This is a genomic window from Actinoplanes sp. NPDC048988 (assembly GCF_043197815.1).
GTDB lineage: Bacteria > Actinomycetota > Actinomycetes > Mycobacteriales > Micromonosporaceae > Actinoplanes.
On the sequence record NZ_JBICTW010000002.1, the window covers coordinates 22,095 to 34,346 of the forward strand.

A 12,252-nucleotide genomic window follows, 5' to 3' on the forward strand; every position below is an offset into this window, starting at 1 on the left:
TCCCTGACCACCGAGCCCTCAGGCGCTGCCGCGGGGAACACCGAGCCGCCCGGGACGGCCGTTACCGCGCCGGTCGCCGACCCGGAACCCGAGCCGGCGGTCCCCACCGCGACGGCTCCAGGCTCGACAGCTCCGGGCTCGGCAACTCCAGGCTCGACAGCTCCGGGCTCGACAGCTCCGGGCTCGGCGACTCCGGGCTGGGCGGTCCGTGGCTCGGCCGCCACGCCGGGCTCGGTGACGGGCGATCCGGCGGTGGGCGAGGCGGGCGCCACGGAGCCGGTGCCGGCGCCGCCACGCGCGAAACCGGCCGACGGACGGCCGGCGCGGAACGGCTCGCCGGGCCGCCGCACGCTCGGCAACGGCCCCGGCGGCGACGACCGCGAGGTCGAACGGGGCCTGCGCGGCCTCGTCGGGTCGGGATCGTCGCAGGTCAGCGTGGGCGCCGCGCTCCGAGCAAGGGACGCCGCCCGCCCGACCGCCGAGCATCTGGCCGACGCCGACGCCAACCTCACGATCGTTCGAAGGAACTGGGTCCCACGCGAGGACCTGCCCCGCAACCGTTAGCCCGCGGAGCGAAGCGGAGCCCGCCAGCTCAGCTCTGCGGGATCTCCGGGAGTTCGCGGGTGCGCTCGTAGTCGGCCAGCTGGGCGATGCGGCGGGCGTGGCGGGGGTTGCCCGAGAACGGGGTGGCCAGGAAGGTGTCGACGAAGGCGGTGGCCTCGTCGAGGGTGTGTTCGCGGGCGCCGATGCTGATGACGTTGGCGTCGTTGTGCTGGCGGGCCAGCTGGGCGATCTCGGTGCGCCAGACCAGTGCGGCGCGGACGCCGGCGATCTTGTTGGCGGCGATCTGTTCGCCGTTGCCGGAGCCGCCGATGACGATGCCGAGCGAGCCCTCGTCGGCCACCACCTTGGCCCCGGTCTGCAGGCAGAACGCCGGGTAGTCGTCCTCCGGGTCGTAGACGTGCGGACCCACGTCCACGACGTCGTGGCCCTGCTTGATCAGGTGGTTGACGAGGTGCATCTTCAGCTCGTAGCCGGCGTGGTCGGAACCCAGGTAGACGCGCATGCTCTCACTCTCTCAGAACGATCAGAAGCACAAGGATGCTCGCAGAACAGAAGCGATCTGATCTGCCGCCACGCGTGCGTCGTCGATCACGGCGAGCTTGCGGGCGAAGCCGTGGTTCACGCCCATGTAGCGCGTGTGCACCACCGGGACGCCCGCGGCGAGCAGGGCGTCCGCGTAGTCGGCGCCCTCGTCGCGCAGCGCGTCGTACTCGGCCGTGATGATCAGCGTGGGCGGCATCCCGGCCAGGTCGGCCGCGAGCGGGGCCACGTCCGGGGTGAACCGCAGCCGGGGGTCGGGAACGTACGTCTCCCAGGCCAGCTTCATCGAGGCGCGGTCCAGCCCGTACGAGCCGACCTCGTCGTACGACTCCGACGCGGTCATCGGGTCGATCGCCGGGTAGATCAGGATCTGGTGGTCGAGCGGCGTGGCCTGGTCGCGCTGCCGCCGGGCGGCCACCGTGGCCAGCTGGCCGCCGGCGCTGTCGCCGCCGATGGCCAGCCGCGACGGGTCGACGCCGAGATCGGCCCCGGACTTGCGGACGAAGGCCAGCACCGTGTCGACGTCGTCCTGGGCGGCCGGGAAGACATGCTCCGGGGCCAGCCGGTACTCCACCGACAGCACCGCGCAGCCCGAACGGTCGGCGATCCGGCGGCACAGCCGGTCGACGGTCTCGACGGTGCCGTAGCACCAGCCGCCGCCGTGCAGATAGACGAAGACCGGAGCGTCCGTACGGGTGGCGTAGAGCCGGCACGGCACGCCGTCCGCGTCCACGTCGACCACGACCGGCAGCGGCAGCTCGGGGCCGGTCTCCACCTCGATCGCGTCGATCATCGCCTGGCGGATGGCCCGCAGCTGCTCGTGAGGGTCGGCGGAGGAGAGGGCGGGCGGCCGGGAACGGAGTTCGGCCGCCGCCGTGACCTGGGGGTTCAGCATGATCAGTCGAGCTGGGCGAGAACCAGGCCGCCGCGGGCCTTCGGGGTGAACCAGGTGCTCTTGCGGGGCAGTTTCTGCCGCTCCAGGTTGACCGTCACGAAGTCGTCGACGGTGACCGGCGCGATCAGCACGGCCAGCTCGGAGCGGCCCGCGTCGACCTCGCCCCGCAGCCACTCGGCCGGGTAGTCGCCGCCGATGTACGACACGCGCTTGTCCCCGGCGTCGAGCCCGAGGACGTCGCGCAGCAGCACCCGCTCGACGAGCGCGTGGTCGAGGTTGTCGACCGGCGACAGGTTGGTGTTCACGGGAAGGCCCAGCGTGAAGGTGCGGCCTTTAGTCCGGTTTAGGGCGGTGGATGGGGTGGTTGGATGGGGCCCCGCGGCGTACACCTCAATCGTGCCCTTGGAAGGCACCCGCGCGGGTCGCGGCACCTCGGTGACCGTCGCGCCGGCCGCGCGCAGCCGGGCCAGGACGTCGTCGAGCGGCACCGGCAGCTCGCTGACCAGGCGGTTGTAGGGCTGGATGGCGACCGAGGCGGGCGTGGTGACGACCGCGAGGAAGCGCGGGAAGCCGGCGGTCTGCGCGGCCAGGCTGCGATGGTTGCCGTCGGCCACCACCAGTTCGCCGCCGCCGGCCAGTCCGGTCAGCTCGTCCTGCTGCGGGCCCGGGCCGACGACCCAGATCGCGTGGGTACGGCCGGTCTGGTCGATGTCGGTCGCGGCGGGCTCACCGGCCGTCTCGATCGCGGCGGCCAGGGCGGCGTGCAGCTCGTCGCCCTTGGTGGTCTGCAGCAGCAGCACCGGCGAGAGCAGCGTGCCCAGCGCCTCGGCCAGGGCCACCCGCTCGCGGACCTTCTCGAGGAAGACTTCCTCGTTGCGGATCACCAGGCCGGGCTCGTCGGCTCGGGTGGAGATCTGGTCGGTGTCGACCATGGTCCAGAGCCCGTACGCCGGCGGCTCGCCCTCGCCGGTGATCCGGTAGAGCACGACGACCTGCTCGGCCGGCGCGTAGCTGCCGTCGGCGCGCTCCAGCGCGAGCCGGGCCACCGCGTCCGGCAGGGCGTCGGCGAAGGACTTGCCGAGCGAGTCGGGGGCGAGATGCGGCATCTCGACAGCGAGCGAACTATGCGGATTGTCGGCGATGATGGACGTGATTTCGGCGTCGTCGGCGAATTCGTCGTAGTTCTGGGCGCCGGTGCCACCGGTGGTGACCCACGCCTTGCTGATCGGGTGCGCGACCGTCATGTCTGCCAAGTTACCGGGCGGGCCGATGGTGCTTACCGACGGGCATGTTGGCTCGTGACCTGGCCTGCTGCCCCTTCCGCCAGTCGCCGACGGGCCGCGGCAGGGGCAGGGCCGAGACCGTGACCGGCGGCGCCACCAGGCCTGCCAGGTCGGGTGCGAGATTCGTCCAGTCCCCGCGCTGGACGGCGATGGTGGACAGCGCCACCGCTTCGGTGTCGGCCATGTGTGCTCTCCGTCGTGGATGAGGTGTATCTCACCCCATCCAACGACGCGTACGGAGGGCGGAAGCTGATCAGTCGAAAATCGGACCGATGTCCCGCGAGCGCTTCAGCTCGTAGAAGCCGGGGGTGCCGGCGACGAGCAGGACGCCGTCCCACAGCTTGCCGGCCGCCTCGCCCTTGGGGGCGGGGGTGACCACGGGGCCGAAGAAGGCCACCTTGTCGTCCCCGTTCGGGCCGGGGGCGTGGATGACCGGGGTGCCGACGTCGGTGCCGACCGGCTTCATGCCGGCGTCGTGGCTGCCGCGCAGGGCGTCGTCCCAGGCGTCGCTGGTGGCCGCGTCGGCCAGCGCGGTGTCGAGACCCACCTCGGCCAGCGCCTCGGTGTACAGCTTCTCGTCGAGCTCGTACTTCTTGAGATGGATCCGCGTGCCGAGGGCCGTGTAGAGGTCACGCAGCACCTGCGGGCCCGCGGCTTCCTCGGCCGCGATGCACACGCGTACGGGACCCCAGCCCTTGGCCATGAGTTCCTGATATTCCTCGGGCAGATCCCGGCCCTCGTTGAGCACGGACAGGCTCATCACGTTGAAGCGGACGTCGAGGGGACGGACCTTCTCCACCTCGAGCAGCCAACGGGAGGTCATCCATGCCCACGGGCAGATGGGGTCGAACCACATGTCGACCGTGGCGCGTTCAGTCATGCGTCGATACTCCTCCAAGCAACTATCTATTGCTCGACTGTCCTGTGCAGGACGCCGGGTGAGGTGTGCCACGCCTACCCGTCCGCATAGGCTGAGCGGGAAAGCTTGTGCGCTCAGAGGAGAGTGACTGTGGCCGGAGTTCGAAATTTGACCCAGGTGGAGGCCGCCGAGCGGGCCCGCCTGCTCGAGGTCACCGGGTACGACATCACGTTGGACCTCACCGACGGCCACGGCAATCCCGGCGACGGCACCTTCCGCTCCACCACGGTTGTGACGTTCACCTGCCGGGAGCCGGGGGCCGAGACCTTCATCGAGGCCGCGGCGGCCTCGATCCGGTCGGCGACCCTGAACGGGCAGCCGCTCGACCTCGCCGGGTTCTCGGCCGAGAAGGGCCTGACCCTGACCGGCCTGGCCGCCGAGAACGAGTTGGTGGTCGACGCCGACTTCGCCTACTCGGAGAGCGGCCAGGGGCTGCAGCGCAGCCTCGACCCGGTGGACAAAGAGATCTACCTGTACAGCCAGTTCGAGACGGCCGACGCCCAGCGGGTGTACGCCGCCTTCGACCAGCCCGACCTCAAGAGCGTCTACACGTGGCACGCCACGGTGCCGGCGCACTGGAAGGTCATCTCGAACAGCCCGATCGAGCGCGAGGAGAAGGCCGGTCCGGGCGCCAAGACCGTGCACTTCGAGACCTCGGCCCGGATGAGCACGTACATCACCGCGCTCTGCGCCGGCCCGTACCACGAGGTCCGCGACGAGCACGACGGCATCTCGCTGGGTGTCTTCTGCCGCGCCTCGATGGCGCGGTACATGGACGCCGACAACCTGTTCGAGGTCACCAAGCAGGGCTTCGACTTCTTCCACGAGCAGTTCGGCGTGCGCTACCCGCTGCCCAAGTACGACCAGCTGTGGGTGCCCGACTTCAACGCCGGCGCGATGGAGAACTTCGGCTGCGTGACGCACGCCGAGGCGCACTACATCTTCCGCTCGCAGGTCACCGACTTCGAGTACGAGCAGCGGGCCAACACGATCCTGCACGAGCTCGCGCACATGTGGTTCGGCGACCTCGTGACCATGCGCTGGTGGAACGACCTGTGGCTCAACGAGTCGTTCGCCGAGTGGGCCAGCCACTGGTGCAACACCCGGGCCACCCGCTTCACCGACGCCTGGACGACGTTCCTGTCGGTGCGCAAGAGCTGGGGCTACCGCCAGGACCAGCTCTCCTCGACCCACCCGGTCTACACCGAGATGCCCGACCTCGAGGCCGTCGAGGTCAACTTCGACGGGATTACGTACGCCAAGGGCGCCAGCGTGATCAAGCAGCTCGTGGCGTACGTCGGCCTCGAGCCCTTCCTGAGCGGCCTGCGCGCCTACTTCGGCAAGCACGCGTGGAACAACGCCACCTTCGACGACCTGCTCACCGAGCTCGAGGCCGCCTCCGGCCGCGAGCTGCGCAAGTTCGCCGCCCAGTGGCTCGAGACGTCGCAGGTCAACACGCTGCGCCCGCTCGTCGAGATCGGCGCCGACGGCACGTACTCCAGCGTCGTGGTCCAGCAGGAGGCCCCGGCCGACTACCCGACGCTGCGCACCCACCGCATCGGCGTCGGCCTCTACGACCTCGAGGGCGACCGGCTGGTCCGGCGCGACCGCTTCGAGATCGACGTGACCGGCGAGCGCACCGAGATCCCGGCCCTGGCCGGGGTCAAGGCGGCCGACGTCCTGCTGCTCAACGACGACGACCTGACGTACGCGAAGCTGCGGCTCGACGAGCGCTCGATGGCGACGGTGGTCCGCCACATCGCCGGCCTCGACTCGTCGCTGGCCCGGGCGCTGTGCTGGAACGCGGCCTGGGACATGCTGCGCGACGCCGAGCTGGCGGCCCGCGACTACGTGACGCTGGTCTGCTCGGGCCTGCCCGCCGAGACCGACATCAACCTGTCGACGTACACGTTCCGTCAGGCCTCGACCGCCATCGCCCAGTACGCCGACCCGGCGTGGCAGGCGACCGGCTACGCCCAGCTCGCCGAGCTGGCCCGCACCCAGCTGGCCGCCGCCGAGCCCGGCAGCGGGTGGCAGCTCACCTGGGCCCGGGCCTTCATCGGGGCCGCCCGCACCGAGGACGAGCGGGCCGTGCTGCGCGGCTGGCTCTCCGGCGAGAGCGTGCCCGAGGGCCTGGTCGTCGACACCGAGCTGCGCTGGTCGCTGCTGCAGGCGCTGGTGTCGCTGGGCGCCGCGACCGAGCAGGAGATCGAGAACGAGCTCGCCACCGACCGGACGGCCAGCGGCGAGCGCGAGGCCGCGGTGGCCCACGCCCTGATCCCCACGGCCGAGAACAAGGCCCGGGTGTGGACGAAGCTGACCGGCGAGGGCGGCGTGCCGAACTGGCTCAACCGTTCGCTGCTGACCGGTTTCCAGAGCACCAAGCAGGTCGAGCTGACCGCCCCGTACGCGACGAAGTTCTTCGACGTGGTGGGCGACGTCTGGGCCCGCTCGGACAGTGAGCCGGCTCAGGAGTTCGCGATGCTGGGCTACCCGGTGTACCAGATCAGCGACGAGACGGTCGCGCTGACCGACGCGTGGCTGGCCCGCGACGGTCAGCCGGCGTCCCTGCGCCGCCTGGTCGCCGAGGGCCGCGACGGCGTCCTGCGGGCCCTGAAGGCCCGCGCGAAGGATGTCGACTCTGCCTGAGGGCCTCGCTCCGCTCGGCGGGGATTGTGCCCCGAGAGGTCGGGCACAATCCGGCTAGATCCAGGCCGCGGGGGCGATCCGCATCGGATAGGGGGCGTCGAGCTTGACCGGCTCGGCGCCCTCGACGCTGTGCACCGCCTGGTAGCGGTCGTCGGTCAACGCGTACGTGTGAAGCAAGGGTGTCGCCCGGCCCGGCTCGACCCGCCAGAAGCTCGGGATGCCGGCCTCGGCGTAGAGCGCGGGCTTGAGGAGCCGGTCGAAGCGCCGGGTGGCCGGCGACTCGATCTCGACCACCAAGGCCACATCGGCCGGGTCGCACCAGACCGAACCGGACGAGCGCGGGCGCAGCACCAGAACGTCGGGAATCAGGTTGCTGTCACCCATCTGGACGCCGACCCGGTCGCAGACCCACCAGCCGGGCGGCGCCGACGAGCGCAGCGAGGTGACGACGCCACGGACGGTCGCCTCATGCGACTCGGACGGCGGCGGCGACGCGTGCAGGCTGCCGTCGACGATCTCGTAACGGTGGCCGTCCTGCGGGAACAGGTGGAGGTCGGGCTCGGTCCACTCGGCCTCGGGGGCGCTCCAGCGCGCGAGGGTGTACGAAGCCGGGCTCATCAGTCCCACACCGGACCACCTCCATCACCGTGGGCTACAAGCCTAGCGACACAGCGTTGTTACCGCCCGGTTTCGGCCACGAAAAAGCCCCCGGCGGACCGGGGGCTTTTATCGCGGTATGTGTCAGCGGCGTCCGGCGTGCGACGCCAGCTGATCGAGACCGGCCATCACGCCGCCGGCCAGGTCGCCGCCGGCGAAAGCGGCCGACATCGACAGCCCGGCCAGCTTCGCGTCCCGGTCGGAGATCCGCTTGCGGGCCTCGGAGCCGGTCACGATCTCCAGCTTGCGCTGGTTGGGCGAAACCGCCAGCAGGACCGCGTTGGCCGCGTCCTTGACCTGCGCGGCCAGCTTCTCCGCGAACTCGCGGGTCGGCGTCTCGAACTCGCCGATGTAGACGCTGAACGTCAGGCCGGTGGACTCGTCGGCCACCCGCAGCGCCTCGTCGAGACGCAGCAGCTGCCGGGTGGTGAACGGGCCGTCCTCCACCTCGTTGCCGGAGGACGCGTGGACCAGCGTGTCGCCGCCCGGCTCGTCCAGGGCGGTCAGCGCCTGGCCCTTCCGCGGCTGCTTGCCAAGGTCACCAGCTGTCACTTGCGCCTCCTGTTGAACCGGGCTTGACCGGAGCCCCGGAGCTGTCCTCCAGGACCGAGCCGCCGGTCAGAGCCGGCTGAGCGTGGCCATGGCCGGACGGGCCCACGAGCTTCTCCGGCCTGGCGAGGAACCAGATCGGCTGAAAGTCGTACGGCCGGCCGGGCCGGTAGCGGTGTGTGCGCTTCGTGCGGTCGGCGCCGGCCATGACGAGCGCGGCGATCAGCCCGATGATCACCGCCGGAATGACCACGAAGACCAGAACGGTGCTTGAAATCGACAACGTCAACGCCCCCAGGGGCCTGAATTCCTTCAAACTGATCCGAACAACTGTCACGGTAGCGGAGCGCAGGTCATGCCGCCGCGTCGGGTCTATAACCCGCGCACTCACGCGATGGGGATCTCGGCGTATTGGGGCCGGAGATGCGAAAATCACCCACACGCGCCGTTCGTAGCAACGCGTCCTCGGACGGCAGGAAGGGGAATCGATGCGCATTTCCGTCCCCGCCGCCCTGGCGGCGCTCCTTCTGGGCCTGTTCGTCCCGATCGCGGTGGTGGACGCCGCGCCGGCGCGTGCCGCCGCCATCTTCCTGGAGGTCAACCCCAGCACGGTGCCGGCCGGTGACGATCTGGCGCTGCGCGCCTCGTGTGACGACAATCTCAAGGCGGCCACTGTCACGTCCGGGCTGTTCGGAACGGTCACGGTGGCGCCGCAATACGGCTTTCTGACGGCGACCGTACGGGTACCGTCCGGCACCCGGCCCGGCGACTACCGCGCCGAGCTCCGCTGCCCGGACGGGCACACGACGATCGCCACGGTGCACGTGGTGGCCAAGGTCGAACCGGCCCGCGGCCCGGCCACGGGCGGCGGCGGCACGGCACCGGGCCGCAACGCGCCGGCGCTGATCGGCGGCGGCCTCGCGGTCATCGTCGCGGGCCTCGTCCTCGGCGTGGTCGCCCTGCGCCGCCGGCGGCTCAGCTGAGGGCCGGGCGATGACCGGCCAGCCCCCGCCGCGCCAGTCGTCCGGCCAGCCCCCGCCGCGCCCGTCGTCGGCTCGGTCCGCTCCACCCCAGAACCCCCGGCCGGGCGCCGCGGGCCGATCGCGCCAGGACGCGGCCGACCCGGCCCGGGAAGCGGCTGGGCAGGGCCGGTGGGATGCCGCTGGGCAGGCTCGGGACGCGGCTGGGCAGGGTCGGCGGGAGGGGGCCGGGCGGGCTCGGTGGGAGCCGGTGACCGGGCCGCGGATGCCGGAGTCGGTGCTGCGGAAGAAGCCGGCGCAGATCGCCGCGCCGCCGCCGGGGACCATCACCGGGCCGCTGCCCGCGCCGAGGCCGCTGCCGGGGCGGCATCCCTTTCGTCAGCCGTCCCCGCGGCCGCTGCCGACATCGCCGCCCCGGCCGGCCCGGGGCCGTAAGCCGTGGCCGATCGGCATGATCGCGCTCGCCCTGCTCTTCCTCGGCCTGTTCGCGGTCGCGATGGGGCTGGGCGCGGCGACCAACCTCGACCTGGGCCGGCTGTTCGCGGGCGAGCAGAGGAACGAGCCGCCGCCGCGTTCGTTCCCGGTCCTCGACCCGAGCCGGCCGCTGCGGCTGACCATCCCGGCGATCAACGTGAAGGCGCCGATCCTCGAGGTGGGCCGCGCCGACGACGGCACGGTGGACGTGCCGCCGCTGGAGCGGCACAACGAGGCCGGCTGGTTCGACGGCGGCCCCACACCGGGGCAGTTCGGGCCGTCGCTGATCGTGGGTCACGCGGACACGCGTACGGGACCCTCGGTCTTCCACGCCCTGCCCAAGCTGAAGCCCGGCCAGCGCATCGAGGTGCAGCGGGCCGACCGTTCCGTAGCGGTCTTCGAGGTCAACTCCGTCGAACAGTTCGACAAGGGCAAACTGCCGGTCCAGCGCGTCTACGGCGACTACAGCCGCCCTTCCCTGCGCCTGCTCACCTGCGGCGGCCGCTGGCTGGGCGGCAGCACCGGCTACCAGGACAACATCGTCGTCTTCGCCTCACTCGTAGACACCAAACACTCGTAGCCACCCCACACCCGCGATTTGCCCGTCGAGGAGATGACGTGCGGTTTTGCGGCGCCGTGGGGTTTGGCGTCGCAAAACCGTGCGTCATCTCCTCGGCCCCCAGGGGCAAATCGCCCGCGCAGCGAAGCGGAGCCAGCAGCTCAGCCCGTCGAGGAGATGACGTGCGGTTTTGCGGCGCCGTGGGGTTTGGCGTCGCAAAACCGTGCGTCATCTCCTCGGCCCCCAGGGGCAGATCGCCCGCGGAGCGAAGCGGAGCCAGCCAGCAGAGACAATTAAGCCGCCTCGGCTTCTAGAGCCGGGGCGGCAGGGAGGTCGAGCCAGTCGGCCCAACGGGGATCTGGCGTGCGGTGTCCGAGGACCCGCCACGCCACCCCGCGTGGTGCGGCTGGTATCTGGTGGAGCCTCCAGCCGAGCTCGGCGGGGGTCTTGTCGCCCTTGCTGTGGTTGCACTTGGCGCAGGCGGCCACCACGTTCTCCCAGGCGTGCAGGCCCCCGCGGCTGCGGGGGAACACGTGGTCGATCGTTTCGGCCGAGCCTCGGCAGTAGGCGCAGCGGCCGCCGTCCCGGGCGAAGATCGCACGGCGGGAGAGGCCGACATGGGTGCGGTACGGGACCTTCACGTACCGGGTGAGGCGCACTACCGAGGGGACCGGAAGGTTGGTGTGCACGCTGTGCAGGATGCCGTCGCCGTCGGAGACGCACTCTGCCTTGGCGGTCAGGACGAGGATGGTCGCTCGACGCACCGATACGACGCACAGCGGCTCGTAGGTGGCGTTCAGAACCAACGCGGATGAGCCCACTATGGGTCGTATGTCAGGCATCAAGATTCACCCTTCGGGTAAAGGTGTTACTGGCACTCCTGCGTGAGTAGTCGAGACCTCGTGCGCCAATAGTCCCTGATGGATGGCCAAATTGCGAGCGAAATCCGTGGCCGGAGGGTAAACGTCTGAGGTCAGCGGGCTGTGCGGTGCCTGAGAACCGGGTCGTCGGCTCCCGGTACGGTTGTGCCCCGTGTTACTTCTCGCCCCTTCCCCCTCACCGTCGCCCGACGTCTACACGACGATCAACGTCGAAGAGGTCTGTAAAACCGACGCGCTCTGCAGCCGGGTCCTGGAGTGGACCGGCAATCAGTGGCTGGCCAGCAGTAGTTACGTGATCATCGTGAAGCCGCTGCGGATCATCGGGATCATCCTGATCGCGTTGCTGATCCGCTGGCTGCTGCACCGGGCCATCGACCGCCTGACGCACACGACGACCCGGGCCTCGATGCCGGCGCTGCTCAAGCCGCTGAAGGAGAGGGCGGCCCAGACCGCCGAGGAGGGGCAGTACATACCGGAGCGCCGCCGGCAACGGGCCGAGGCGATCGGCTCGGTGCTGCGCAGCTTCGTCAGCGCGGTGGTCTTCACCATGGCCGCCCTGCTCGTGCTGGGCGAATTCGGCTTCAACCTGGCACCCCTGCTGGCCAGCGCCGGCATCGTCGGCGTGGCGCTCGGTTTCGGTGCGCAGAGTCTGGTCAAGGACCTGATCGCCGGTCTTTTCATGCTTCTGGAGGACCAGTACGGCGTGGGCGACACGGTCGACCTGGGTGAGGCCACCGGCGTGGTCGAGACGGTCGGCCTGCGCATCACCACGGTCCGCGACGCGCGCGGGGTGCTCTGGTACATCCGCAACGGCGAGATCGTCCGGGTCGGCAACAAGAGCCAGGGCTGGGCCATGGTGGTCATCGACATCCCGATCGGCTTCGTCAACTCCGAGCAGGCGATCGCGGTGCTCAAGGAGGCCGCGCAGCGGGTGGCCGACGCGCCCGAGCATCAGACTGAGTTTCTGGAGCCGCCGGACGTGGTCGGTGTCGAGCAGTTGACCGTCGACGGCGCGGTCATCCGCACGATCGCCAAGACGACCTCGGACGGTCAGGTGGCCGTCCAGCGTGATCTCCGTCAGGCGCTGACCGAGTCGCTGGAGACGAGCGGGATGTCCGAGCGCATCGCCGCTTCTCGATTGCTGCCGCGCAGCGCGGTGCCGCCGGCGTACCTCGGCAGTTCCGACGCCGGCCACCAGCCGGGTGGAGCTACCTGAGCTGCGATTAGGGCGTACGGGGGATGCCCGGACTCGACCGAATGGCCGACATTCCGCCCGTACGCCCTAGCATCGACTCGGACGAT

Annotated in this window: 13 protein-coding genes and 2 pseudogenes; 5 read left to right on the forward strand and 10 right to left on the reverse strand. The window is 70.7% G+C overall.

All coding sequences use genetic code 11. From position 1 onward, the window contains the following. The first annotated feature begins 234 nt into the window (after nt 1–234). On the forward strand, nt 235–564 hold the full coding sequence (locus tag ACGFJ7_RS07205; RefSeq protein ID WP_360243759.1) for a hypothetical protein: 330 nt from the start codon (nt 235–237) through the stop codon (nt 562–564). Between the two features lie 28 nt (nt 565–592). On the opposite strand, the gene ACGFJ7_RS07210 is transcribed toward ACGFJ7_RS07205, so the two are convergent. The 6 genes and pseudogenes from ACGFJ7_RS07210 to ACGFJ7_RS07235 all read right to left on the reverse strand — a co-directional run bounded on the left by ACGFJ7_RS07210 (nt 593) and on the right by ACGFJ7_RS07235 (nt 4,162). Further along, on the reverse strand, nt 593–1,066 hold the full coding sequence (locus tag ACGFJ7_RS07210) for a ribose-5-phosphate isomerase (protein ID WP_360243762.1): 474 nt from the start codon (nt 1,064–1,066) through the stop codon (nt 593–595). A gap of 21 nt (nt 1,067–1,087) precedes the next feature. Continuing rightward, a complete protein-coding gene (locus tag ACGFJ7_RS07215) occupies nt 1,088–1,999 on the reverse strand; it encodes an alpha/beta hydrolase (RefSeq protein ID WP_392641356.1) in 912 nt (303 codons plus the stop codon). 2 nt (nt 2,000–2,001) lie between these two features. Then, nucleotides 2,002–2,280: pseudogene (locus tag ACGFJ7_RS07220) on the reverse strand (DUF1015 domain-containing protein); the annotation flags it as partial. Nucleotides 2,281–2,396: 116 nt separating this feature from the next. Then, nucleotides 2,397–3,243: pseudogene (locus ACGFJ7_RS07225) on the reverse strand (DUF1015 family protein); the annotation flags it as partial. Between the two features lie 10 nt (nt 3,244–3,253). Then, nucleotides 3,254–3,466, reverse strand: coding sequence for a hypothetical protein (locus tag ACGFJ7_RS07230; RefSeq protein WP_360243771.1), 213 nt, complete (start codon nt 3,464–3,466; stop codon nt 3,254–3,256). 69 nt (nt 3,467–3,535) lie between these two features. Beyond that, nucleotides 3,536–4,162: a disulfide bond formation protein DsbA gene (locus tag ACGFJ7_RS07235; RefSeq protein WP_360243774.1), complete on the reverse strand. Its 627-nt coding sequence runs from the start codon at nt 4,160–4,162 to the stop codon at nt 3,536–3,538. A 129-nt stretch (nt 4,163–4,291) separates the two neighbouring features. Here ACGFJ7_RS07235 and pepN point away from each other — a divergent pair, with 129 nt between their 5' ends. Continuing rightward, the gene (gene pepN / locus ACGFJ7_RS07240) at nt 4,292–6,850 is read left to right on the forward strand and encodes an aminopeptidase N (protein WP_392641358.1); all 2,559 of its coding nucleotides are present in this window, start codon (nt 4,292–4,294) and stop codon (nt 6,848–6,850) included. A 54-nt stretch (nt 6,851–6,904) separates the two neighbouring features. Here the strand turns inward: pepN and ACGFJ7_RS07245 are convergent, their stop codons facing one another. From ACGFJ7_RS07245 to ACGFJ7_RS07255, 3 genes are all read right to left on the reverse strand, one after another. Beyond that, nucleotides 6,905–7,468, reverse strand: a complete 564-nt coding sequence (locus ACGFJ7_RS07245) for a Uma2 family endonuclease (protein WP_360243780.1) — start codon at nt 7,466–7,468, stop codon at nt 6,905–6,907. A 123-nt stretch (nt 7,469–7,591) separates the two neighbouring features. Next, nucleotides 7,592–7,981 (reverse strand): DUF5130 family protein, encoded by a 390-nt coding sequence (locus tag ACGFJ7_RS07250; RefSeq protein ID WP_360246486.1) that lies wholly within the window; start codon nt 7,979–7,981, stop codon nt 7,592–7,594. A 64-nt stretch (nt 7,982–8,045) separates the two neighbouring features. Beyond that, on the reverse strand, nt 8,046–8,393 hold the full coding sequence (locus tag ACGFJ7_RS07255; protein ID WP_392641360.1) for a hypothetical protein: 348 nt from the start codon (nt 8,391–8,393) through the stop codon (nt 8,046–8,048). A gap of 151 nt (nt 8,394–8,544) precedes the next feature. On the opposite strand from ACGFJ7_RS07255, the gene ACGFJ7_RS07260 reads away from it, so the two are divergent. Both ACGFJ7_RS07260 and ACGFJ7_RS07265 read left to right on the forward strand, forming a co-directional pair. Then, the gene (locus ACGFJ7_RS07260; protein WP_392641362.1) at nt 8,545–9,039 is read left to right on the forward strand and encodes a hypothetical protein; all 495 of its coding nucleotides are present in this window, start codon (nt 8,545–8,547) and stop codon (nt 9,037–9,039) included. Nucleotides 9,040–9,286: 247 nt separating this feature from the next. Then, nucleotides 9,287–10,090 carry a class F sortase gene (locus ACGFJ7_RS07265; RefSeq protein WP_360243789.1) on the forward strand — a complete coding sequence of 268 codons (804 nt, stop codon included), beginning with the start codon at nt 9,287–9,289 and terminating at the stop codon, nt 10,088–10,090. A 272-nt stretch (nt 10,091–10,362) separates the two neighbouring features. Here ACGFJ7_RS07265 and ACGFJ7_RS07270 read toward each other — a convergent pair whose 3' ends face one another. Continuing rightward, a complete protein-coding gene (locus ACGFJ7_RS07270) occupies nt 10,363–10,911 on the reverse strand; it encodes an HNH endonuclease (protein ID WP_097319820.1) in 549 nt (182 codons plus the stop codon). Nucleotides 10,912–11,101: 190 nt separating this feature from the next. On the opposite strand from ACGFJ7_RS07270, the gene ACGFJ7_RS07275 reads away from it, so the two are divergent. Continuing rightward, nucleotides 11,102–12,166, forward strand: coding sequence for a mechanosensitive ion channel family protein (locus ACGFJ7_RS07275; protein ID WP_392641365.1), 1,065 nt, complete (start codon nt 11,102–11,104; stop codon nt 12,164–12,166). Nucleotides 12,167–12,252: the final 86 nt, after the last annotated feature.